Origin of the sequence: Maribacter sp. 6B07, from assembly GCF_002700155.1 — a bacterium.
Taxonomy (GTDB): Bacteria; Bacteroidota; Bacteroidia; order Flavobacteriales; family Flavobacteriaceae; genus Maribacter; species Maribacter dokdonensis.
In genome coordinates this window covers 769,665-793,491 of the sequence record NZ_PDUT01000001.1, presented here as the reverse complement: position 1 = coordinate 793,491, position 23,827 = coordinate 769,665, and the positions used below count along the sequence as shown (strand labels likewise).

Annotated in this window: 23 protein-coding genes; 18 read left to right on the top strand and 5 right to left on the bottom strand. The window is 36.1% G+C overall.

Annotation, left to right across the window (positions count from 1 at the left end; genetic code table 11):
• The first annotated feature begins 43 nt into the window (after nucleotides 1–43).
• From CSC80_RS03390 to tsaB, 13 genes are all read left to right on the top strand, one after another.
• The gene (locus tag CSC80_RS03390) at nucleotides 44–673 is read left to right on the top strand and encodes a hypothetical protein (protein WP_099189766.1); all 630 of its coding nucleotides are present in this window, start codon (nucleotides 44–46) and stop codon (nucleotides 671–673) included.
• Complete coding sequence (locus CSC80_RS03385) at nucleotides 673–1,404, top strand: SCO family protein (protein ID WP_099189764.1); 732 nt, start codon at nucleotides 673–675, stop codon at nucleotides 1,402–1,404. Before CSC80_RS03390 ends, CSC80_RS03385 begins: the two co-directional genes overlap by 1 nt.
• Before the next feature lie 10 nt (nucleotides 1,405–1,414).
• Nucleotides 1,415–1,948, top strand: coding sequence for a DUF420 domain-containing protein (locus CSC80_RS03380; protein WP_099189762.1), 534 nt, complete (start codon nucleotides 1,415–1,417; stop codon nucleotides 1,946–1,948).
• Complete coding sequence (locus CSC80_RS19640; RefSeq protein WP_099189760.1) at nucleotides 1,938–2,156, top strand: hypothetical protein; 219 nt, start codon at nucleotides 1,938–1,940, stop codon at nucleotides 2,154–2,156. The genes CSC80_RS03380 and CSC80_RS19640 overlap by 11 nt, the downstream gene beginning before the upstream one ends.
• 116 nt (nucleotides 2,157–2,272) lie before the next feature.
• Complete coding sequence (locus CSC80_RS03370) at nucleotides 2,273–3,520, top strand: ABC transporter permease (protein ID WP_058103926.1); 1,248 nt, start codon at nucleotides 2,273–2,275, stop codon at nucleotides 3,518–3,520.
• Between the two features lie 37 nt (nucleotides 3,521–3,557).
• The gene (locus CSC80_RS03365; RefSeq protein ID WP_099189758.1) at nucleotides 3,558–4,814 is read left to right on the top strand and encodes an ABC transporter permease; all 1,257 of its coding nucleotides are present in this window, start codon (nucleotides 3,558–3,560) and stop codon (nucleotides 4,812–4,814) included.
• Nucleotides 4,815–4,843: 29 nt separating this feature from the next.
• The gene (locus CSC80_RS03360; RefSeq protein WP_074672020.1) at nucleotides 4,844–5,962 is read left to right on the top strand and encodes an efflux RND transporter periplasmic adaptor subunit; all 1,119 of its coding nucleotides are present in this window, start codon (nucleotides 4,844–4,846) and stop codon (nucleotides 5,960–5,962) included.
• A gap of 92 nt (nucleotides 5,963–6,054) precedes the next feature.
• Entirely contained in the window at nucleotides 6,055–6,756 is a 702-nt protein-coding gene (locus CSC80_RS03355; protein WP_058104323.1) for an ABC transporter ATP-binding protein, read from the top strand.
• Nucleotides 6,749–7,978, top strand: coding sequence for an ABC transporter permease (locus CSC80_RS03350; protein WP_099189756.1), 1,230 nt, complete (start codon nucleotides 6,749–6,751; stop codon nucleotides 7,976–7,978). The genes CSC80_RS03355 and CSC80_RS03350 overlap by 8 nt, the downstream gene beginning before the upstream one ends.
• A 1-nt stretch (nucleotide 7,979) precedes the next feature.
• On the top strand, nucleotides 7,980–9,236 hold the full coding sequence (locus CSC80_RS03345) for an ABC transporter permease (protein ID WP_058103922.1): 1,257 nt from the start codon (nucleotides 7,980–7,982) through the stop codon (nucleotides 9,234–9,236).
• 42 nt (nucleotides 9,237–9,278) lie between these two features.
• Nucleotides 9,279–10,403 (top strand): efflux RND transporter periplasmic adaptor subunit, encoded by a 1,125-nt coding sequence (locus CSC80_RS03340; protein WP_071341278.1) that lies wholly within the window; start codon nucleotides 9,279–9,281, stop codon nucleotides 10,401–10,403.
• Nucleotides 10,404–10,469: 66 nt separating this feature from the next.
• Nucleotides 10,470–11,810: a TolC family protein gene (locus tag CSC80_RS03335; protein WP_071341279.1), complete on the top strand. Its 1,341-nt coding sequence runs from the start codon at nucleotides 10,470–10,472 to the stop codon at nucleotides 11,808–11,810.
• A 79-nt stretch (nucleotides 11,811–11,889) separates the two neighbouring features.
• Nucleotides 11,890–12,570: a tRNA (adenosine(37)-N6)-threonylcarbamoyltransferase complex dimerization subunit type 1 TsaB gene (tsaB, locus tag CSC80_RS03330; RefSeq protein ID WP_099189754.1), complete on the top strand. Its 681-nt coding sequence runs from the start codon at nucleotides 11,890–11,892 to the stop codon at nucleotides 12,568–12,570.
• A gap of 51 nt (nucleotides 12,571–12,621) precedes the next feature.
• Here tsaB and CSC80_RS03325 read toward each other — a convergent pair whose 3' ends face one another.
• The 4 genes from CSC80_RS03325 to CSC80_RS03310 all read right to left on the bottom strand — a co-directional run bounded on the left by CSC80_RS03325 (nucleotide 12,622) and on the right by CSC80_RS03310 (nucleotide 16,822).
• Nucleotides 12,622–13,446, bottom strand: a complete 825-nt coding sequence (locus tag CSC80_RS03325) for a mechanosensitive ion channel family protein (RefSeq protein WP_058104322.1) — start codon at nucleotides 13,444–13,446, stop codon at nucleotides 12,622–12,624.
• Nucleotides 13,447–13,518: 72 nt separating this feature from the next.
• Nucleotides 13,519–15,573: a thioredoxin domain-containing protein gene (locus CSC80_RS03320; protein ID WP_099189752.1), complete on the bottom strand. Its 2,055-nt coding sequence runs from the start codon at nucleotides 15,571–15,573 to the stop codon at nucleotides 13,519–13,521.
• Between the two features lie 65 nt (nucleotides 15,574–15,638).
• On the bottom strand, nucleotides 15,639–15,839 hold the full coding sequence (locus CSC80_RS03315; RefSeq protein WP_036151958.1) for a dodecin family protein: 201 nt from the start codon (nucleotides 15,837–15,839) through the stop codon (nucleotides 15,639–15,641).
• Between the two features lie 71 nt (nucleotides 15,840–15,910).
• Nucleotides 15,911–16,822 (bottom strand): NifU family protein, encoded by a 912-nt coding sequence (locus CSC80_RS03310; protein WP_099189750.1) that lies wholly within the window; start codon nucleotides 16,820–16,822, stop codon nucleotides 15,911–15,913.
• Nucleotides 16,823–16,945: 123 nt separating this feature from the next.
• Here CSC80_RS03310 and CSC80_RS03305 point away from each other — a divergent pair, with 123 nt between their 5' ends.
• Nucleotides 16,946–17,968 (top strand): type IX secretion system membrane protein PorP/SprF, encoded by a 1,023-nt coding sequence (locus CSC80_RS03305; RefSeq protein WP_058103916.1) that lies wholly within the window; start codon nucleotides 16,946–16,948, stop codon nucleotides 17,966–17,968.
• A gap of 48 nt (nucleotides 17,969–18,016) precedes the next feature.
• Here the strand turns inward: CSC80_RS03305 and CSC80_RS03300 are convergent, their stop codons facing one another.
• Nucleotides 18,017–19,192, bottom strand: a complete 1,176-nt coding sequence (locus tag CSC80_RS03300; protein ID WP_099189748.1) for a vWA domain-containing protein — start codon at nucleotides 19,190–19,192, stop codon at nucleotides 18,017–18,019.
• A 202-nt stretch (nucleotides 19,193–19,394) separates the two neighbouring features.
• Between CSC80_RS03300 and CSC80_RS03295 the strand changes: the two genes are divergently transcribed.
• The 4 genes from CSC80_RS03295 to fabD all read left to right on the top strand — a co-directional run bounded on the left by CSC80_RS03295 (nucleotide 19,395) and on the right by fabD (nucleotide 23,805).
• Nucleotides 19,395–21,596 (top strand): histidine kinase, encoded by a 2,202-nt coding sequence (locus CSC80_RS03295; RefSeq protein ID WP_236973315.1) that lies wholly within the window; start codon nucleotides 19,395–19,397, stop codon nucleotides 21,594–21,596.
• The gene (locus tag CSC80_RS03290) at nucleotides 21,593–22,324 is read left to right on the top strand and encodes a LytTR family DNA-binding domain-containing protein (protein WP_099189746.1); all 732 of its coding nucleotides are present in this window, start codon (nucleotides 21,593–21,595) and stop codon (nucleotides 22,322–22,324) included. The genes CSC80_RS03295 and CSC80_RS03290 overlap by 4 nt, the downstream gene beginning before the upstream one ends.
• A 7-nt stretch (nucleotides 22,325–22,331) precedes the next feature.
• On the top strand, nucleotides 22,332–22,841 hold the full coding sequence (locus tag CSC80_RS03285; RefSeq protein ID WP_099189745.1) for a gamma carbonic anhydrase family protein: 510 nt from the start codon (nucleotides 22,332–22,334) through the stop codon (nucleotides 22,839–22,841).
• Nucleotides 22,842–22,917: 76 nt separating this feature from the next.
• Nucleotides 22,918–23,805: an ACP S-malonyltransferase gene (fabD, locus tag CSC80_RS03280; RefSeq protein WP_099189743.1), complete on the top strand. Its 888-nt coding sequence runs from the start codon at nucleotides 22,918–22,920 to the stop codon at nucleotides 23,803–23,805.
• Nucleotides 23,806–23,827: the final 22 nt, after the last annotated feature.

Genomic DNA, 23,827 nt, shown 5'->3' with positions numbered 1-23,827 from the left:
ATGAAGATCTGTTGTCTGTTTCAATAGATTGCTTTACTAATATATGAAAAAGACCTTTGTTCTTGTTGTCTTGTTTGTGCTGCCTATTGTAGCGTATATGTTCTTTGCGTCTGGTGTAACCAATTTTGGTAAATTATCTCAACTTACTAAAAATGTTCAGGAGTTGAACTTTGCACCTGAGACCCAATTAAAGAATAAAATAACCGTATTAGGTTTTTTGGGTTCCAATGTTGAAGGTAGAAAAGGGAATGCCTTTAATTTAAATCAAAAGATATATAAACGCTTTTATGAGTTTAACGACTTTCAGTTTGTAATGTTGGTATCTCCTGAAGATGAATCAAAAGTAAATGAACTGAAAAAGGAATTGGCGACCTTGGCAGATAACGAAAAGTGGAAGTTTGTGTATGCAGATACAGAGCAAATTAATTCACTGTTTACTAGTTTAAAAACAGATATTGAGCTAGATTCAGAAAATAGTACTCCTTATGTTTTTATAATTGATAAGGATTTAACTTTAAGAGGTAGGTCAGATGATGAAGATGATGGTACCAAATATGGTTTTAATTCTAATTCGGTAGCTGATCTTAACAACAAAATGGTTGATGATATTAAGATCATTTTAGCAGAGTATCGTTTGGCCTTAAAAAAGAATAACGCAGATAGATCTAAATAATGAATAAAAAATATACATACGTTTGGGTTTCGTTAATTGTTCTGATTTTTGGAATTATTGTGGTTCCAAGAATAGTCAATAGATTGTCTGATGGTTCGGTGGTTGAGAATGATCGTTTGAATACCTCTAGTAAAATCGATAACGAAAAACTTGGCTATATTTTATTGAATGGAAAACGAAGAAAAGTACCTTCGTTTCAGTTTTTGAACCAAGACAGTATTCTAGTTTCTGAAAAGGATTATTTAGGTAAGGTCTATGTTGTGGATTTCTTTTTTACAAGGTGTCCTAGTATTTGCCCTGTAATGACGACCAACTTGGTAAATATTCAGAAACATTTTAAAGGTGAGGATAACTTTGGGATAGCTTCATTTAGTATAACGCCTGAATTTGATACGCCCAAGGTATTAAGGGAATACCAAGAAAAGTACCATATACAAGACCATAATTGGAATTTAATGACCGGGGATCAAACAGCCATTTATGACCTGGCCAATGCCGGATTCAATATTTTTGCGGCAGAAATGCCAGATGCGCCTGGCGGGTTTGAACATTCCGGGTTATTTGCTTTAGTAGATAAGGAAGGCTTCTTAAGATCTAGAATTGACGAGTTCGGTAATCCTATCGTATATTATCGCGGAGCAATTTTAGAAGAAAAGGGCGTCAATGATCATGGTGAAACGGAAGAAATAGGCATACTTAAAGCCGATATTAAAAAGTTGTTGGAAGAATAAGAGTACAGATATGCAAGGTAAGGTTCAAGACGAAAAAAAATTCAATAGGCTAATTGCTATAGTTTCTATAGTTATACCTGTAGTTGTTGCAGCTTTGTTTGGGGTTAAATTACCCAATGTTGAACCTCTGTCATTTTTACCACCAATTTACGCTGCAATAAATGGTTTAACGGCGGTTCTACTTCTGGCAGCTGTTTGGGCTATTAAGAATGGTAATGAAAAATTACATCAGAATTTGATGACTACAAATATTGTACTGTCCTTATTGTTCTTGGTAATGTATATTGCCTATCACATGACCTCGGATTCTACCAGTTATGGGGGTGAAGGCGCAATCAAATATGTATACTATTTTATTTTGATTACCCATATTATTTTATCCATTGCGCTAATTCCGTTAGTGCTACGAACCTATGCAATGGCTTATTTAGGAAAATTTGAAGACCATAGAGCTTTGGCAAAATATACTTTTCCTATTTGGTTCTATGTTGCGGTTACCGGTGTTGTGGTTTATTTAATGATATCTCCGTATTATGCATACTAAATATTTATTTTTAATATTGATTTTTTTAGTGCTTTTAACACCAATGGATTTGGAGGCTCAATGTGCAATGTGTAGAGCCGTGCTAGAGAGTGAATCCACCGGCAAAGCAGCGGAAGGTATAAATAATGGCATAGTTTATTTAATGGCTGTACCATATGTTTTGGTGGCAGGACTTTTCTATTTTATTTACAGGAAGATGAGGGCATAATGCTCATTTTTAATTTTTTTTCAAAAAAACTGTAACATTCTTTCAATTGGTTAGTCTTATGATTGTGTGGCACTTGTGTTGCATTCATCAATCAATCATACTAATCAATCAAACTTATGTTCGATCTAGAACGTTGGCAAGAAATTTTCGATACTATTCGTAAAAATAAATTACGAACTTTTCTTACCGGACTTTCCGTTGCTTCTGGCATTTTTATACTAGTCATTTTATTGGGTTTTGGTCAAGGCATGCAAAATGGAATTGCTAAAGAATTTGAACAGGATGCTGCTACAAGTGTTTGGGTGTGGCCAGGAGTAACCACTGTTGGTTATAAAGGTATGAACCCAGGTAGGCCTATTCAGTTTAGAAATGAAAATTATGAAATGGCCGGTGTTTTGTTTCAGGAACAAATAGAGAATGAATCTCCAAGGTTATTCGTTAGAGATGTATTTGTCAACTTTGGTAGTGAATCATTGGCATATAATGTTCAAGGGGTTTCGCATCAATTTCAATTTATTGAGAATGAGTTTATGACTCTTGGGAGATTTCTAAATCAACAAGACGGTGACTCTAAGGCCAAGGTTGCCATTATCAGTAATAAGATCAATAGGGAAGTATTTCATGAATTGGAAAGCCCTATTGGTGAGTATTTAGATTTGTCCGGAATTCCATTTAAAATCGTTGGGGTTTATGGTGATATAGGCGGAGAACGGGAAGAAGATCGTATTTATATACCCATAAGTACGGCACAACAGGTTTTTAATGGTGCGGATTATTTGAATAACCTTGCGTATACCCTTCCTCCAAAAGAAGATTTTGAAGCAGCTGTACAACAATCTATTAAATTTAAAAATGAGCTTAAATCATATTTGCAAAAGGCACATACGGTAGCGCCAGAAGATACTAGCGCCATACAAGTGTATAACCCTATGGAAGAAGCCAAGCGCTTTTATGCTTTAATGGGGGGAATAAAATTTTTCTTTTGGTTTGTTGGGGTATGTACCATTATTGCGGGTATAGTGGGGGTAAGTAATATTATGCTAATTGTAGTTAAAGAACGTACTCGAGAAATAGGTATTCGTAAGGCATTAGGAGCAAAACCGTGGTCTATTGTAGGTATGATATTGCACGAAGCCATTTTTATTACGGCAATAGCGGGTTTTACCGGTCTTATTTTAAGTATGGGATTGTTGGAGATCGTAGGTCCGCATGTAGAGGTAGATTATGTTTTGAATCCGTCGGTAAATTTCAATGTGGCCTTAACAACCGTATTTGTATTAATCATTGCCGGAGCCATAGCTGGATTTTTCCCGGCATGGAGAGCTGCTAAAATTCATGTGATAGAAGCTCTTAGAGATGAATAGTTGTAAAGGAGTAAGTATAATAATTAAGCAATGACCCATGTTCAATAGAGACCGGTGGAAAGAAATTTTGGAAGTTTTGTCTAGCAATGTTTTTAGGACATTGGCTACTTCCTTTGGCGTAGGTTGGGGTATATTCATACTAATCATTCTTTTGGCGGCAGGTAAAGGCTTGGAGAACGGTATTAGGGCAGATTTTGGTGACATTGCTACAAATACCATGTTCATGTGGTCTAGAAATACAACAATGCCCTATAAAGGATTGCCAAAGGGTAGGCGATTTAGTTTTAAGTTAGAAGATGTTCAGGCCATTAAGGACAATGTACCTGATCTTCGCTTTATTTCTCCTCGTAATCAATTAGGAGGTTTTAGAGGGGCAAATAATGTGGTCCGCGGATTAAGAACGGGTGCATTTAATGTTTATGGGGATTATCCTGAAATCATAAAACAAGAACCTATGACGATAACCTCGGGTAGGTTTGTGAATCATAATGACATACAGGATAAAAGAAAGATTGCGGTAATAGGCGACGGTGTTAGAAACGAATTATACGATCAGGGTGAAACCTTAATTGGGACTTATATAAAAATACAAGGTGTCAACTTTATGGTGGTGGGTACCTATCAAAAGAAAGATGACGGTGGTGGTGAAGAAGGTCAAAAAGAAATATATGTGCCGTTTACGGCTTTTTCACAAGCATTTAATACAAGTAATGATGTAGGGTGGATGGCCATTACCGCCAATGATGGTAGTTCTATTTCCGATTTGAAAGAGAAAATAGTTGGCGTTGTTAAGGAAAAAAGAAAAATTCACCCAGATGACAAACGTGCCGTAGGATATTTTGACCTTTATGAGCAGTTTAATCGTGTAGAAAGTTTGTTCGGTGCATTGCGGTGGGTGGCCTACTTTGTTGGAGTATTGGTTTTGCTGTCCGGTATTATTGGGGTAAGTAATATCATGCTGATCGTTATCAAAGAACGCACAAAAGAAATTGGAATTAGAAGAGCATTGGGCGAAGCACCTTGGTCCATAAAAAAACAAATTTTAATGGAATCTATTTTCTTGACAATAATATCGGGTATGATAGGTATTGTTTTCGGGGCGGCATTTATTTATGGCGTAAATGCAGTGTTAGATTCCGTAGGTCCAGTAGATATGTTCATCAACCCAAGTGTAAGTTTAGCGGTTGTGGTAAGCGCACTGATCATCTTGGTATTTTCAGGCTTGTTGGCAGGTTTTATTCCTGCCCAAAGTGCCATAAAGATTAGACCTATAGAAGCATTAAGAACAGAGTAAATCATCAACAAAATTTAATCGATCATAAAATGAAAAAGTCAACAACTATTATTGTACTCCTATTAATTGTTTTCGCCTTTGGCGGATCAATGTTCTATCTCTATTCCAAAAATGCAGAAGACCCTGTTGTTTATTTAACGGAGGAACCCTCTAAACAGACCATTATCAAAAAGACCATGGCTACGGGCAGTATTTTACCATTGGAAGAAGTGTTGATCAAGCCAAACATTTCTGGTGTTATAGAAAAGATTTTTGTGGAAGGTGGGGATTATGTGAAATCTGGAGATCTATTATGTACAATAAAGGTAGTGCCTAACCTTAGTGCGTTAAACGATGCCAGGAATAATATAGATGAAGCCAAAATTAATTTAGATGATCAATTGCGAAATCTAGAACGCCAAAAAGGATTGTTTTCTAAAGGAGTGATTTCAAAAGTAGATCTGGAACGCGCCCAGGTTAGTTACGATCAATCTAAACAATCATATGCCGCCGCAAACAAACGCTATGATATAGTAAAGACCGGTACAACCTCTGGTTATGGTAATGCTGCAAATACACAAATAAGGGCAACGGTCAGTGGTATGGTCTTAGAAGTGCCGGTAGAGGTAGGTAATCAAGTTATAGAAAGCAATAATTTTAATGAAGGGACTACCATAGCCGCTATCGCTGATGTTGATAAAATGATTTTTGAGGGCAAGGTAGATGAGTCCGAAGTAGGTAAGATAAAGGAGAATCTGCCTCTTGAAATAACTGTAGGAGCCATTGAGGATAAAACCTTTGATGCTGTTTTGGATTACATAGCCCCAAAGGGAAACGAAGAAAATGGTGCCATACAATTTGAAATAAAAGGAACATTGAAGAAGCAAGATTCTGTATTTATAAGAGCTGGGCTAAGTGCCAACGCATCCATTATTTTGGCACGTGCAGATAGTGTTTTAGCCGTAAAGGAAGCTTTGGTGCAGTTTGATGACGAGACTAAGAAACCCTTTGTTGAAATAGCTACCGGTGATCAACAATTTGAAAGACGAAATATAGAACTTGGTATAAGTGATGGTATTCATGTTCAAATAAACTCCGGTATAAATGAAGGGGAAAAAATTAAGGTGTGGAACGAGATAAAGCCCGATGAGCTTGCCGATAATGAATAAAATTGAAAATATATTTTAATTGATGTAACAAATTTATGACTGCATAGTCTAATGATTAGACAATGTAAAAATTGTTCAAAACAACAACCAACATGATTCAAATAAAAGATCTTCACAAGTCCTATAAAATGGGCAAGAATTCACTTCACGTTCTAAAAGGCATTAATTTTAATGTTGAAGAAGGGGAGTTAGTAGCTATCATGGGTTCTTCCGGTTCTGGTAAATCAACCTTGCTAAACATACTAGGTATGTTAGATAGTTCTGATTCCGGAGAGTATATACTGGATAATGTTCCAATCAAAAATCTAAATGAAACCAAGGCGGCTAGATATAGGAACAAGTTTTTAGGCTTTGTTTTTCAATCTTTCAATCTGATCAATTATAAAAGTGCTGCAGAGAATGTTGCATTGCCATTATATTATCAAAAAGTTCCAAGAAAAGAGCGTCAAGAAAAGTCACTTAAATATTTGGAGCAGGTTGGCTTAAAAGAGTGGGCAGGTCATTTACCAAGTGAGCTGTCAGGTGGTCAAAAGCAACGTGTTGCCATTGCTAGGGCATTGGCGGCAGAACCCAAAGTGTTGTTGGCAGATGAGCCAACCGGTGCGTTGGATAGTAAAACTTCTTATGAGGTTATGGATCTGATCCAGAAAATTAACGATGCCGGCAATACTATTTTGATAGTAACGCATGAACCCGATATAGCAGATATGTGCAAGCGTATTGTTCACTTAAAGGATGGGGTAATCATTGAGGATAAGAAAATAGAACAAGTTAGAGCCGAGCAATATGTTTGATAGAGACATTTGGCAAGAAATATATCATAGTATTAGCAACAACAAGCTTAGAACTTTCTTGACGGGATTTTCGGTTGGTTGGGGAATATTTATTCTTGTATTGCTATTGGCTTCGGTAAAAGGTATGCAGAATGGTTTTACATTACAGTTCAGTGATGATGCTACAAATTCCATTTTTGTGAGGACCGGTACTACATCTTTGGCTTATGGCGGATTTGAGGCGGGTAGAAGAATTCAAATGACCAATGATGATATTGAATATATCAAAAGAAGCTTTCCAAATGACATTGAATATATAAGTCCTAGGGTTTATCAAAATACATCGGCACGCTATAAAAGTGAAACGGGTAGTTACAATATTCAAGCGGTTTACCCGGATCATCAAGCTATAGAAAAGACCATAGTCAATAAAGGTAGGTTCATTAATACCAATGACTTGATCAATGCGTCTAAAGTAGCTGTAATAGGAAGAAAGGTAGAAGAAGATTTGTTTAAGAAAGAAGATGCCATAGGAAAATTCGTTGAGTTCAACGGTTTGCCTTTTAGGGTCATCGGTACATTTACAGATGATGGTGATGACAATGCAGAACGCAATATCTATGCGCCAACCAGTACCTACCAGAAAATGTACGGTCAAACAGATCATATTGATCAAATTGCATTGACCTATAACCCAAATTATGATTTGACCGAGGCTTTGGCTTTTTCAGATAGATTGGAAAATGTTTTTAGAAGAAGGTTCAAAATTGCACCACAAGACCAAGCAGGCATTAGAATTTTTAATTACGCAGAGGTTTTTGAAGACATCAGCAACTTTACGGGAGGTTTGGACATTGCGGTAATCATCGTGGGGCTTTTGATCCTATTGTCAGGTATTGTAGGTATCGGTAATATCATGGTGTTTATTATTAAGGAACGTACCAAAGAGATCGGAGTACGTAAAGCTTTGGGAGCAGAACCTTGGTCCATTATAAAATTGGTGTTGTTCGAATCTGTATTTATTACCGCTTTATCCGGATTCATAGGTTTAGGAATTGCAACAGGATTATTGGCGGCAATTGGTCCAAGTATTAAAACCGGGGCTTTTGCAAATCCGTCGGTTAGTATGTCTATGGTAGTTACCGCCACAGTGATATTGGTTGTAGCGGGCGTACTTGCAGGATTGATTCCGGCAATGAAAGCGGCGAAAGTGAAACCAATTGTAGCATTAACAGATAAGTAGTATGTGGATATTTGATAGAGATTTATGGTCAGAGATTTTTGCCACATTGGGTAAGAACTTGTTTCGTACTTTTTTGACAATGCTTGGTGTAATTATAGCCATGATTATTTTGGTATTGTTGTTGGGTGGAGCAAACGGAATGAGTAACGGTTTTCAAAAGATTTTTGCAGGTACCGCATCTAACAGTTTGTTCGTGTGGAGCCAAAGTACTTCTGAACCGTATAAAGGTTTTGAGAGAGGTCGAAGAATTCAGTTCAAGTTAGAAGATGCCACAATCTTAAAAGAACAAATTCCAGAGATAGAAGTGCTAGCGCCAAGAATTGAATTGGGTAGTCATAGGGGTGTTGTTACTGTATATAGAAACGGACTTACAAGTGGTTCATCAGTTTATGGTGATTACCCTAACATTGACGATATCATGAAAAAGAAACTGGTAGAAGGCAGGTTCTTGAACGAAAATGATATGACCGAGTCAAAAAAGGTCTGTGTTATTGGTGAAGAGACCTATAAATTGCTATTTGAAAAAGGAGAAAATGCAATTGGTGAAGATGTACGTATTAACGGGGTGTTCTTTAATATCGTTGGTATTTATAAGCCAAATCAGAATATCAATATTGACGGTGAGAATTCGGTTTATATTCCGTTCTCTACATTTCAAAAAGCTTTTGGTTCCGGTGACAGAATGGGGTGGATGGCAATTTCTGTTCAGGCGGACACTAAGGTGCCTGTAGTTGAAAGTCAGATAAAGAGATTGTTGAAGAACAAATATGATATCAATCCTACAGATGAACGTGCTATTGGCAGTTTTGACATGTCTGAAGTGTTTAACAATGTATCTGCCTTTACGGGTGTATTACAAGGGGTGTCATTTTTTGTAGGGATCTTGACATTGCTTGCCGGGGTTATTGCCATTAGTAATATTCTTTTGATCACGGTTAAGGAACGTACCAAGGAAATAGGAATTAGACGTGCATTAGGTGCAACACCAAGTGTGGTAAAGAGACAAATTGTTTTAGAGTCAATAGTAATTACGGTATTCGCAGGGTTTGTTGGTTTTGCCATTGCAATAGGCTTTTTAGCATTGGCAAATAATATGATTGGCGAGAATAGCGATATGCCATTTTATAACTTAATGATCAATATTCCCCAGTTTATAGGTTCTTTTATTTTAATGGTAGGGTTAAGTGTTTTAATAGGTTTAATACCTGCGAACAGAGCCATTAGAATTAAACCAATAGACGCACTAAGAGAAGAGTAACAGACCAAATAATAAAAGTAAATAACAATCAAATAGTTGAGCATGAACAAGTATGTAAAGTACGCATTAATAGGAATAGCAGTTATAGGTATACTGGCTGCGGTAGTCTATTTTCTAAAGAAGAATAGCACTCCTTTAAAAACATATGAAACGGAAACCGTTGAAAAAAGGGATATTACCAATAAGGTTGTTGTTACCGGTAAGGTAATTCCGCAAGATGAAATTGAGATCAAGCCTCAAATTTCGGGAATTATTCAAAAGGTGTACTTGGAAGAAGGTGTTCAAGTAAAAGCGGGAGATTTGATTGCGACTATTAAGGTAGTTCCAAATGAGCAATCTTTGAACCAAGCTCGTGGTAGGGTCAATAATGCAAAAATAGCGTTGAACAATACCAAGATAGAGTATGACCGTAACAAATCCTTATTTGATAAAGGTGTGATTTCCAGTCAGGATTTCAATGCATTGCAACTACAATACGATCAAGCTACGCAAGAGTTGCAAAATGCGCAGGCAGATTACCAAATTATTAGAGTTGGTTCAGCCGGTGGATCCTCTAGTGCCAATACGAATATTAGAGCAACTGTAACCGGTACATTATTGGAAATTCCTGTTGAAGAAGGCGATCAGGTTATTGAAAGTAACAATTTTAACGATGGTACTACCATTGCCTTTATAGCCGATATGTCTAAAATGATATTTGAAGGTGAGGTAGATGAGGCTGAAGTAGGTAAACTTAAAGTTGGTATGCCTTTAGAGATTAGCATGGGAGCATTACAAGATGAAAAATTCAATGCCAAATTAAAATTCATAGCTCCCAAGGGAGTTGAGGAAGAAGGTGCTGTTCAATTTAGGATAGAGGGAGATTTAGCTGTATCGGATAGTACAAATATTAGGGCTGGCTATAGTGCAAATGCTGCAATAGTTTTAGAAGAGAAAAAAGACGTGCTTTCTATTAAAGAAGCTTTATTGCAATTTGATAAAGAAACCAACAAACCTTATGTAGAGATTGAAATAGGAGAGAATGAGTTTGAAAAAAGAGAACTTGAACTTGGGGTTAGTGATGGTATAGACGTGGAAATAATCTCTGGTATAGATGAAAATTCTAAAATAAAAATTTGGAACAAGCTTGAAGCCAAGAGTAATGGCGATGCGCCAAATGAGGACTAAGAAAAATCAATCAAATCAAAAAACGAATCGAACAACCTTTTATTGGTTGGTTTAAAAAAGAAGAACATGAAAGTAAAAATCACGGGATTACTACTATTATTTTCTGTTGTAATAGGTACGGCACAACAAAAGAAATGGACATTGCAAGAATGTGTTGCCTATGCTATAGAAAATAACCTAACGGTAGAGCAATATCAATTAGATCTTGAGAATGCTAAAATTGATAAATCTGATGCAATTGGAGCACTTCTGCCAAATTTAAATGGCTCTATAAGTGCTTCGGCAAATACAGGTCTTGCTTTAGATCCTACTACAAACAACTTAGTTTCGGCAACAATTTTTTCTGCTTCAGGTAATATGACCTCGTCCGTTACTTTGTTTGATGGACTTAGAAATTTTAATAGAATAGAAAGAGCAAAGCTGAACAGTATTGCCAATCAATATCGTTTAGACGATATAAAAGATGATATCAAACTTAATGTTGCCAACGCTTATTTACAGGTGCTATCCAATAAGGAATCCTTAAAGGTTTTTAAAGCACAGTTGGCGGTTACTGAACAAGATTTAAAGCGTACCAAGGAATTGGTGGAATCCGGTGTAGTGGCTCGTGGCGATTTGTTGGAAATTGAAGCAACTGCTGCAGGTCAAGAACAACAGATAATCAATGCCCAGAATTTGATATTGATTTCCAAGTTAAATTTAGCACAGTTACTTAGTATAACCGACTATGAGAGTTTTGAAATTGCCGAAGAGGAGTTCGATATTCCGCCATCTGATATTTTAAATAATTCAGCGAAGGTTATTTTCAATACCGCATTAACTTTTAGAAATGATATAAAGTTGGCAATGTCCGGTGTAGAGCTGGCTCAAAAAGATTTAGAAATAGCAAAAGGAGAAAAATATCCTACGGTTGGTGCGTTCATTAACTATAACACTAGATATTCGGATCAAAACAATGATCCTTTTACAGGTGAGGCAATTCCATTTAAAGACCAGCTCTATATAAATGATGGTATTTCATATGGGGCGCAAATGAATATTCCTATTTTCAATGGATGGAGCGTTAGAAATAATATCAAGCGATCTCAAATAAGTGTTGACTTAGCGCAGATTGAGTATGAAAGAACCAAACTGCAATTAGAGACCGATGTAAATCAGGCATATGTAGATGTAACCAGTTTTTATAAAGCTTATGAAGCTGCCCAAAAAACCTTGGAGGCCAGAAGTCTTGCGTATCAATATTCAAAAGAGCGATTTGATGTGGGTTTAATGAATTCCTTTGATTTTAGTCAAGCTCAGGCACGAGTAGATAATGCTGAAGCAGAGGTGATTAGAACAAAATATGATTATATTTTCAGATTAAAAATATTAGAATTCTATTTTGGTATTCCAATTTCTTTAGAATAGATAAAAGTAATTTATGATTATTAAGCCTGTAGCATTCTAGTGTTACGGGCTTTTTCATTTTATGTAATACCTTTGCATTATGGGAATACTATTAAACCTAGAGACATCATCTACAAATTGCTCTGTCTGTGTTGCTAAAAACGGAGAAATACTAGCAATAAAGGAATTGAATTCTGCAAACTATTCGCATGCAGAAAAGCTACATTTATTTATTGAAGAGGTATTGCAAAAGGCTTCTCTAAAAATGGCAGATTTAGAAGCTGTAGCGGTTAGTAAAGGTCCGGGGTCTTATACAGGACTGCGAATTGGGGTTTCTGCCGCAAAAGGCTTGTGCTACGCTTTAGGTATACCCTTGATATCGGTTTCTACTTTAAAGAGTATGGCCACGCAAATTAAAATTAAAGAAGATGAGGTGTTGATACCTGTTTTAGATGCAAGGCGTATGGAAGTGTATTCTGCAGTGTTTGATTCACTAGGTAATGAAATTAGGGAAACGAAAGCGGAAATCGTTGATGAAAACTCATTTAACGAGTTCATAAAAACTAGTACGGTTCATTTCCTAGGAAGTGGTGCAGAGAAGATTAAAGAACTTTTTACCGACGAGAAGATAATTTATCATTGTGATGTTGTGCCATCCGCTATAGAAATGGCTAGCCTATCTTCTGCTAAATTCAATGCGTCTAATTTTGAAGACGTAGCTTATTTTGAACCATATTATTTAAAAGATTTTGTGCTTCAGACCAAAAAGACAAAGGCATAAAAAAAAGCCCTTGATGTTTCAAGGGCTTTTTTAATGGTATTCATTATGTAATTAACCTTTCATTTGCGTAATAACACGTTGAGGGAACGGAATTTCAATTCCGGCAGCATCAAATCGATATTTTATTTCTTCCATAACGTAGAAGTGTGCGGCCCAAAAATCTGCATTGTTCGCCCAAAAACGTAAGGTAAGATTTACCGAACTATCACCTAATTCACCAACATATACTTCAGGGGCTGGGGTTTTGTGTATGGTATCGCGATCATTACAAATCGCTAAAAGAATTTCCTTTGCTTCTTTAATGTTGGAACTATAACCAATACCTACATCAATTTTATCCCTTCTGGTATCCAGAGCATTATAATTGGTAATGGTGTTGTTAGATAGTTGTCCATTGGGTATAATGGCAATCTGATTTCCAAATGTACTTACTTTGGTGGTGAAGATTGATATCTCCTTTACTGTTCCGTCTACTCCTTGGGCAGAAATGAAGTCTCCTATCTTAAATGGTTTGAACAATAGTATGAGCACTCCGCCCGCAAAATTGGCTAAAGAACCTTGTAATGCTAAACCAATGGCTAAACCTGCCGATGCAAGTATTGCTACCAAAGATGTTGTCTGTACTCCCAACTGGGTAATGACCAATACGAACAGAATAATTTTTAAAGCAATACTGATAAAGCTTTGTAAAAATGATTCTAGGGCTAGATCATAATCTTTTCTGGCGAAGAACTTTCGGATCATTTTATTAATGAAACGTATAAGGTATGTGCCCGCAATTAAAAGGAAAATTGCCCAAAGTAAACTTGGTAAAGCGGCCCATATCCATTCTATGGCCTTATCTGCATGTTCTTGTAGGTTTGTGATTTTATCCATCTTTGTATTTTAAATTATTTGTAACGAACTTTAAGATATCGATGATTTTAGAAATAAGGTGTGGTCAATAAACTATGAGATGTTTGTAGTCAATAAATCTAAAGCCTTTTTTGGTTCTTCAACAGGCATTTGACAACTTCCGTGATTACAAACATAAATAAGCGTTTTGTTCATTACATACCTATTCATCAATAAAGGTAAGTTGCTATTTTTTGCGTTTGAAGCCGCAAATATAACGTTTGGAAGATAGTTCTTCATGAGTGTTTTGCAAATGGGTTCAAAATTTTCACCGATAGCGACCATTTCAAAGAATTTCTGATCCATTAGTTGAGCCAAATGAAGCCAATTAGAATTATTTTGAGGGTTTTCTGTTATCGTAGACTTCATTGAAGTCATTATCTTGTTTAAGCGAATATCTAAATTATCCTCTGGAAAATACTTGGAGAGTTTATGTAGATTATGTGCCATAATAGAGTTGGAAGATGGTATTACGTTATCTGCAATTTCCAAAGTTCTTCTAATAAGCCCATCTTCTTTGGAAGATGTGAAGTAAAAGAGTCCGGTTTCACTGTCGGTAAAATGGTCTATTACGTATTTTGAAAGTCTTAAACTGTGGTTAAGCCATTTGTCATCATACGAAACTTCATAAAGACCAATAAAAGCCTCAATGACCGATGCATAATCTTCTAAAAACCCTTTAATGGTGCTATCTCCGTTCTTAAAATTACGATACAGTCCACCGTCCTCAGCAGACATTTTTTCAATGATGAATTGTGCATTTCTTAATGCGAGATCTAAATAGTGAGGATTCTCCAAGTACCTGTAAGCATCGGTAAGACCTTTTAAGGCAAGTCCGTTCCAAGCAGTCAAAATCTTATCGTCTAACCTGGGTTTGTTGCGTTTTTTTCTTTCCTTTTTTAATAAAACAAGGCATTGAGTTATAATTTGCTTCAACTCCTTTTTGGTAATGGAGTGCTTCATTGCTATGTTCAAAGCTTTGCCGTCTCTAATTAGCACATAGTTGTCTTCTTCCCAAAGGCCGTAGGAGTTTATATTGAAATACTCCTCGAAAATTTCAAAATCATCCTTTAGTATTCTTATTAATTCTTCTTTTTGCCAAACATAATACGCTCCTTCTACCAACTTGTCATTTTTGGTTAAACTATCGGCATCTAAAGAAGAGTAAAATCCATTGCTCTTGTCTAGTAGCTCTTCTACTAAAAATGAAATGGTTTTCTCAACGGTACTTTTGTAAAGTTGCTTATTGGTAGCGGCATATGCATTAGAATAAAGACTAATTAATAGACCATTATCATATAGCATCTTTTCAAAATGTGGTACGTGCCACTTGGTGTCTACCGCGTATCTTGAAAAACCACCGCCAACATGGTCAAATATGCCACCCCAAGCCATTCTGGTCAAGGTGGTGTTTACGTACTCATAAATAGTGTCATCATTTTGGGAGTGTGCATAATGTAGTAAACAATTCATGTTTGTAGGCATCATAAACTTTGGGGAGCGTTTGTATCCGCCTAAAAACGTATCAAAATAGTTAGACCAGTCCTGTATTATTTTTTCAATTTCGTTTAATTTAATGAGCTCATCATTACTGGTCTTTGTAATTGAATTGATTTCTTTTAGACCTTGAGCCATATTTTCAGCATACCCTGTAATTTTATTAGGGTCTTCTATGTACAGTTTTTGAAGTTGGTTCAGTACTTGAATCCAATCGGTTTTTTTAACAAAAGTAGCTCCCCAAAAAGGCCTACCATCTGGTAGGGCCAAAATATTTAAAGGCCAGCCGCCGCTACCGGTCATCATTTGAAGTGCATCCATGTAAATGTGGTCAATATCTGGTCTTTCTTCCCTGTCTACCTTTATATTGATAAAATGGGCGTTCATGGTTTCGGCAACCTCTTCATCTTCAAAGCATTCATGCTCCATAACATGGCACCAATGACATGCTGCGTAACCAATACTTATCAATATTAATTTATTCTCGTCTTTTGCCTTTTGTAATGTGTCTTCGTTCCAGGCTTCCCAATGAACAGGATTGTGGGCGTGTTGAAGTAAATAAGGACTACTTTCTTTAATAAGGTTGTTAGTATGCTTTTGTGAATGGGGCATTGTGTAAATTTGATTTAAGGCAAAAAAAAGCGCCAAAAGGCGCTTTTAATATTGTAGCAAAATGGTTACTTCACTTCAAAAGTGATTTTAACATTTACTCTGTAATTTTTGATTTTTCCATCTTCAACGGTAGCGCTTTGCTCGTTGATATAAACCGATTTTATATTTTTTACTGATTTAGATGCTTCCGCAACTGCTTTTTTTGCTGCATCTTCCCATCCGTTGTCAGAATTTGCTAAAATTTCGATTACTTTTAAAACTGCCATAATTAATGATTTTTAGATTTCCTACAAGTTACAAAAATTGAAGGCACACTTTAATTCATTTAAATCGATAATTAGCCGTTTAGCGCAACTACCTCATTTACCTTGTCTCCCATCATATTTTTCAACATTGTTTCTATACCGTTTTTTAGGGTAAATGTAGAAGACGGGCAACCGCTACAGGCGCCTTGTAGAATTACGTTTACAGTTTTGCTGTCTGTGTCATAAGATTGAAACATAATATTTCCTCCGTCACTAGCTACAGCCGGTTTTACATATTCTTCCAAAATATCAACAATCTCTTGTGAAGTTTCATCAAGCTCAACAGTACTTTCGGCAGTAATTGTTTCGGATACTTGAGCTTCAGCTCCAATAGCTTTGGCATTATCCGCTACTATTTGTTTTCCATCGGTAATAAAATTTCTTATTACTTCTCGTAGTTCAATGGTTATATCATCCCATTCCGCAACTTCATATTTAGAAACAGAAACGTAATTTTCATCTATAAATACCTGTTTCACAAACGGAAACTGAAAAAGTTCGGTAGCTAGTTTAGAATCTCTTGCTTCGTCTATATTCTTAAATTCGAATGCAGACCCTACTATTTTTTTACTGGCTACAAATTTCATTGTAGATGGGTTGGGCGTTACTTCCGCATATACGGTAACCGGTATGGGTTTGTCCATATCTTCCTCTATGACTATTGGCTCACCTGCATTTAAATATTCAACTAGTTGCTGTGCCACTTCATCTTTTACATCTTCCCATTGAACAATATCGTAACGTTCCAATCCAATAAAATCTCCAGAAATATAAACTGTTTTAATAAACGGAAGATAGAATAGTTGTTGGGCCAACGGGCTATTCTTGGCTTCGTCAATATTTTTAAATTCGTAATTTTTTCGCTGTACTAACAAGTGGTTAGTTTCGAATTTTAATATATGTGGGTTGTTGGTTTTTACTACCGTGATTGAATACTCTTTCATATCTCAAAAATTTTAAGCAAAAATACAAAGGAAATCTTAGTTTGTAGCTACATAATAATGTTGAGGTTAACTCGTTATACACTTTATATTAGCGAAACTAACCCCTAGTTTTAAAGTCCCAAGATGAAATACCATATTCTATTATTGTTTACCGTGCTTGTGATTGGTCTTAAATCTAATGCACAAGAAGGTATTCCTGTTTATTTCGATTATTTGTCAGATAACTATTATTTGGTTTTTCCTTCTATGGCCGGTATTGGTGAAGGTGGAAAAATTAGGGCTACTGCAAGAAAGCAATGGTTTGATGTTGATGATGCACCTAGTTTGCAAACCATTAATGCCCATTTTAGGTTAGGTGATTCTCCAAGTGGTATAGGTGCAATAGTTTTTAACGATGCTAATGGCTATCATTCTCAAACCGGACTTAAACTTACTTACGCTCATCATTTAAGAATGGGCGGTAATGATGTAAGACAGTTAAATCAACTATCTTTTGGTCTTAGCGGTACTATATTACAGAGTAGCTTGGATGAAACCGAATTTAGATCGGTAACTCCCGATCCTGCCGTTTCAGGAATAAAATTAAGTTCTTCTTACGCAAATGTCGATATTGGTGTTTCATACAATTATGGAGAGTTTTACACGCATTTTGCGGTTACAAATGCATTGACCGGAAGCAAAAGAAATTTGTACTATAGGGATAGAAATGATAACCCAGATGAATTAGTAATTGATAATATTAGAAGGTTTTTAGTATCTGCAGGGTATATCTTTGGAAGAAGTGAATGGCAGTTTGAGCCATCAGTACTTTTTCAGTTAACTGAATTTACCAAGGAGAAGAGTTTAGATATTAACGCCAAGGTTTATAAAGATGTAGATTTTGGTCGTATTTGGGGCGGACTCTCATATAGAAGAAGTTTTGATGGAGCTCAATATCAAGATGCAGGTTCATTTGGAGAGCAACGCTTACAGTTGATAACCCCTATAGTTGGTGCTAATTTTAAAAACTTTATGGTGTCGTATAATTATTCGTATCAAATGAATGATTATCGTTTTGATAATGGTGGGTTTCACCAAATTACCTTAGGGTATGATTTTGGACAGACAGAGCGAAAGTATGATTGCTACTGTCCTGCCGCTAATTAAAATAAAAAGGTCAGCTAGTTTGTAACGGACCTTTTTATTGAAATTGATTTACTCCAAGCTATAATTTTTTGATTCGGCTTGCTTTTTAATCGCCTTGATCATGGCATTTTCTAATTCACCTGATTTATCAGCGTTTTGATGTTCGGCTATATATGCTAAACGTTTAGAGTTATATTCTTGAATCTCTTTTTGTATCTGTATTCTCTCTGCTTTTTTAGATTCAATATAATCTTTGATTTCTTTTTCGTTTTTGTTCTTCAGCTCATTGGGTAATTGATCTTTTTCAACAGTACTAATTTCAAATTCCTCATCGGCATAGGCATCAACTAAGTCCCATTTTTTATTATTGTAAAGTCTTGAACTTTTGCTAACAGCTCTTTTAACGGCAATGGCTTCTTCCATCTCTAAAGCATTTTCATCTTGAACTCTCTGTGCCTGGTACTTTTCTCTTCCTAAAGTACCGTACGAAATATATGTGGTGTTTAATTTTGAATTGAGCTTGATTATGATGTCATCATAAGGAGTGTTTATATGAACCACTTTTTTATTGTGATCAATAGCCATATACTCTCCTCCTGTTAATGAAGCCCCTTTTTTCCAATCTGTGTTTATACCTAATTCGTAATTTCCACAAAAAATAGTGTTGACCGTAACCCCTTTTTCATTAGCATTGGTGGTCGCATTTCTATAATTATACCTTCCTTGGTCAAAAGGCTCGTTACCGGCAATGAAAATCATTCGTAGTAAATCTGGATTTTGGTTCCATGGTAATTGTTGTAGCGATGTTTGTAAAACTTTACCACAGTATTCTTCACCACCGTTGGTGGTTAATGAGAAGAGTTTTTCAGAAATTTCATCAAGATCACTACTAAATCCAAGAACTTGTTGAATGTATCCTTCACTTGCTGAAAGATTGTCATTCCCATATTGATATATTGCAATTTGTAGGTTGGGTCTAGTGTCATTTCCGCATTTAGCCAAACTGAACTCGTTTACGATATCCCAAAGTTGAGACTTGGCTTGGTTAATTAAACCGTCCATGCTATTACTTGTATCCAATAACAACGCTATTTGAATAGTATTGTCTTTTTTTGGTTCTACTGGGTTAGTAGCATGTGCAATTAGTTCAATTGGTTTTCTTCTTTCGTTAGTATTACAGGCATATACGCTAGATATGGTCAATAGTGCAATACCTATAGATCCAAGTTGTTTTAAGATTTTCATAATTTTCGTTTTTAATTCAAGACGAAACTAACTGCTAAGTTTTTCTTAGAATAATTGAAATGAGCGAAGGTGCCTTATGGCTTAGTAAAGTGGTTTTATGGGTTTGTTAACTTATGAATAATGCTAGATTAAGTGTAAGTTTTGCAATTACTTCATTTTTTAGTACCATAATTATCAGCTAAGTTTACCATAGTAATTGAGTATGAAAGATTATTGTATTTACATAATGGTTTGTTTGTTTTTGGGGTGGAACGTTATCTATTCACAATCTCAAAACAATGCACTAAAATTCAATTTAAAAGGTAGGGTTGAGGTTAGGAGCACAGGACAACCAATTTCCGGTGTTTCTATATCAAATGATATAGGGGTGTTCGTGGTTACTAATGCCTTGGGAGAATTTGAAATTAAAACAAGAATTGGTGATCAACTCATAATTGAGCATCAGGATATTGAGACATTATGGTATAATGTAGAAAAAAATGATGATGTACTGATCTTGGTAGAAGGCTTTGAGTCTTCGGTTAGTGACAGGTCAAATTCACCGCCTGATATTTCTATAAGACATCAACAACTGTTAGATTCCGCAGAACACTACAAAGCCAAGGATATTGAAAAGAGTATTGACTTTGTGGCCCAATCTATAGCTTTATTAGGAAAAAGAGGGAGAAGGAAGGAATTGGCACGATCGCTTTCCAAACTTGGGGAGGTCTATCAATATCACAAGCAATTGGACTTAGCTATTGATAACTATGAAGATGCGTTAGAGAACAATAAGACCATTGCCACATCTTTATTGTTGGGCAGGGCGTACAATTTAACGTCAAGATTCAATGAGACTATAGGTTTATTGGATCCCTTGTCGAAGGTAAAAACTATGCCGCCTTATCAAAGTGCAGTACTTTATGAACTATTAGGTGATGCTAAAAAGGGTGAGGGCAAAACCAAAGAAGCAATAGAGTTGTATAACAGAGGTCTGTTGATTGCCGAAAAAAATCAGAATACCTCAAAAATGATCGACTTGAATTCCAAATTGGCCGATTCATATTCTATGGATAACCAGGCTATGGCGGCAGAGGCTTATTATGGAAATTCATTGGAGCTTGCGGTACAATCAGCACCAAAAAGGGCATTGCAAGAAAAAGAAAAGGTAGCGGATTTTTACAATACTAAAAGTAGGTTCAATGAAGAAATCAATATGCGTAAAAGCAGTTTACAGGAATTAAAAAGATTGAACGCGCCTAATGTTGGACTTAAAAAGCTTGAACTTGGAGATACGATAACATCCCAACGAATAAACTATAAGATTGCCAATGCCTACATCTCTCAAGATAAGTACAATGAGGCTATTCCCTTTTTGGAAAAGAGTATTGTTGAGGCTGACTCAGACGATGATTTGGTGGTGCAAAAAGATGCCACAAGAAAACTGTCTGAAGTGTATAAAGTGAAAGGGGATTTCACAAAGGCCTTGGAAACTTACCAGACCTACGTGGCATTGGTAGATTCATTATATGTACGAAAAGAACAAGAAATCTCTAGGGCTAGTCGCTTTAATAGAGAGATAGCAAATGCTCAAAACCGACTTACGGGCTTGGAACAGGAGCGAGAACTGTCTCAAAGTAAATATGATTTGGCTTTAACGGAGCAAGAGCTGGTAAAGGAAAGTAATAAGAGACAACAGCTGGTTATCTACTCTTTAATATTTGGGTTATTATTGACCCTTTTGGCAGCCTTCTTCTTTTATCGAAGTAATCAACAACAGAAATTGGCAAATAACTTATTAGCCTTGAAATCATTGCGCTCTCAAATGAATCCGCATTTTATTTTCAACGCATTAAATTCCGTTAATAATTTTATTTCTAAAAGTGATGAGCGCAGTGCTAATAGATATCTTAGTGACTTTTCCAAATTAATGCGCTCTGTACTAGAAAACTCTGAAGAAGATTTTATTCCCTTAGAAAAAGAATTACAGCAATTGGAATTATATATAAAGCTAGAGCATTCTAGATTTGAAGATAAATTTGATTATCAAATTACCGTAGATGAGTCTGTACAGGTGTCCAAGTTTCAAATACCTCCAATGTTATTGCAACCCTACATTGAAAATGCCATTTGGCATGGATTAAGATATAGGGAAGAAAAAGGAGAGCTTTTAGTTGCCGTTAAGGAGAATAGTAAAGACTCTATAATTATTTCAATCACAGATAATGGTATTGGAAGAAAGAAATCTGCAGAAATAAAAACCCAAAATCAAAAGAAACAAAAATCTAAAGGAATGGGTATTATTCAAAAACGCGTGGCAATATTGAATGATATGTATACCGATAAGGTGGATATTAAAATTTCAGATTTACAAGAGAACGGAACCGGAACTAAAGTTTTATTTATTTTAAAAAGGGAGAAATGAGCTTAAATGCAATTATAGTGGAAGATGAGGCCAATAGTAGGGAGATATTACGAAATTATATCTCTAAATATTGCCCTAGTGTTCAATTGTTGGGAGAGGCTTCATCAATTAAGGATGCTTTGACCTTAATTGGGAGTAATAGTTTGGATCTCGTTTTTCTAGATGTAGAAATGCCGTTCGGTAATGCTTTTGATTTACTGGATCAACTGCCCGATAGAACTTTTGAAACCGTTTTTGTTACCGCGTATGATCATTATGCAAAAGATGCTTTAAACAATCATGCTGCATACTACCTAACCAAGCCAATTAATATTGATGAACTGGTAAATGCAGTAGCTTATGTAGAAACTGTTCGTGAAAAAGAGGCAAGTTTGGAAGGAGAAGTACTAAGTACAAAATTTAATGGGGTAGAAGGGAAATTGACTTTGCCTCAACAAGATGGTTTTCAAGTCCTGAATATTGCCGATATTTTGTATTGCAAGGCAGATGATAATTATACTGAAATTTACCTGTTGAACAAGAAAATATTAGTGAGTAAAACCTTAAAGTATTTTGAGGATGCATTAAAAAATTATCCTTTTGCGCGTGTTCATAAATCTTTTTTGGTCAATGTGAACGAGGTGGTGAAGTATAAAAAAGGTAAAGGGGGCAGCGTGGTGATGTCTAACGGAAAAGAAGTTATGGTGTCCGCTTCAAAAAAGAAAGATTTTCTATCATATTTTAATTAATGTACAAATGATAAAAGCGGTTAAGGGTAAAGAACCAATTATAGGGGAAGATTGTTTTATAGCTGAAAATGCAACAATAGTTGGTGAGGTAAGTATGGGCAAGCAATGTAGTGTTTGGTTCAATGCAGTATTAAGGGGAGATGTTCATTTTATAAAAATGGGCAATAAAGTAAATGTTCAAGATGGTGCTGTGGTTCATTGTACTTATTTGAAGTCTCCAACAACTATTGGTAATAATGTTTCTATTGGTCATAATGCAATTGTTCATGGTTGTACCATTCATGATAACGTATTGGTGGGTATGGGAAGTATAATTATGGATGATTGCATTGTAGAAAGTAATAGTATAATTGCAGCAGGAGCAGTTCTTACAAAAGGAACCCATGTGCCGTCTGGAAGTATTTTTGCCGGTATGCCCGCAAAGAAGATAAAGGATATTAGTCCTGAGCTCAGTTCAGGTGAAATTAATAGAATTGCAGAGGCATATACAATGTATTCAGGCTGGTTTAAAGAATAATCGTTGACTCAAAAAGAATTGAGGGTATGGCAATCTAGCTAAAATACGTACTTTTGATCCACCAAAACTAAAAGTTATGAACGCATATGTTTTTCCTGGGCAAGGTGCTCAATTTGTTGGAATGGGGTTAGATTTATACGAGAAATACCCTATTGCAAAAGAATTGTTTCTTAAAGCCAATGATATTTTAGGCTTTGAAATTACTGAGGTTATGTTCAATGGTACTGCTGAAGGTTTAAAAGAAACCAAAGTAACCCAGCCTGCTATTTTCTTGCACTCCGTGATTTTAAGTAAGGTAATGGGGGATACGTTTAAGCCAGATATGGTTGCAGGTCATTCTTTAGGGGAATTTTCTGCACTTGTGGCAAACAATACCCTTAGTTTTGAAGACGGACTTAAATTGGTATCGCAACGTGCTTTGGCAATGCAAAAGGCGTGTGAACTTAAGCCATCGACTATGGCTGCGGTATTAGGGTTAGAAGATGCTGTTGTAGAAAAAGTTTGTTCAGAAATTGACGGAATTGTTGTGGCTGCAAATTACAATTGCCCTGGTCAATTGGTTATTTCAGGTGAGGTGCCTGCTGTAGAACAAGCTTGTGAAAAGTTAAAAGAAGCTGGAGCAAGACGTGCATTAATGTTACCCGTAGGTGGTGCTTTTCACTCTCCATTAATGGAACCTGCTAGAGAAGAATTGGCTGCGGCCATAGATGATACAACTTTTTCAATGCCAAGTTGTCCTATCTATCAAAATGTTCCTACAACTGCGGTGCACAGTGCAGATGAAATAAAAAAGAATTTAATGTTGCAATTGACGGCACCGGTAAAATGGACACAAAGTGTGCAGCAAATGGTCAATGATGGTGCTACTATTTTTACTGAAATAGGTCCTGGTAAGGTATTACAAGGGTTGGTAAGAAAAATTGAGCCTTCGGTTACAACGCAATCACCGCAACTAACAGACTAGCCTTTGTTTCCTTAATATTACC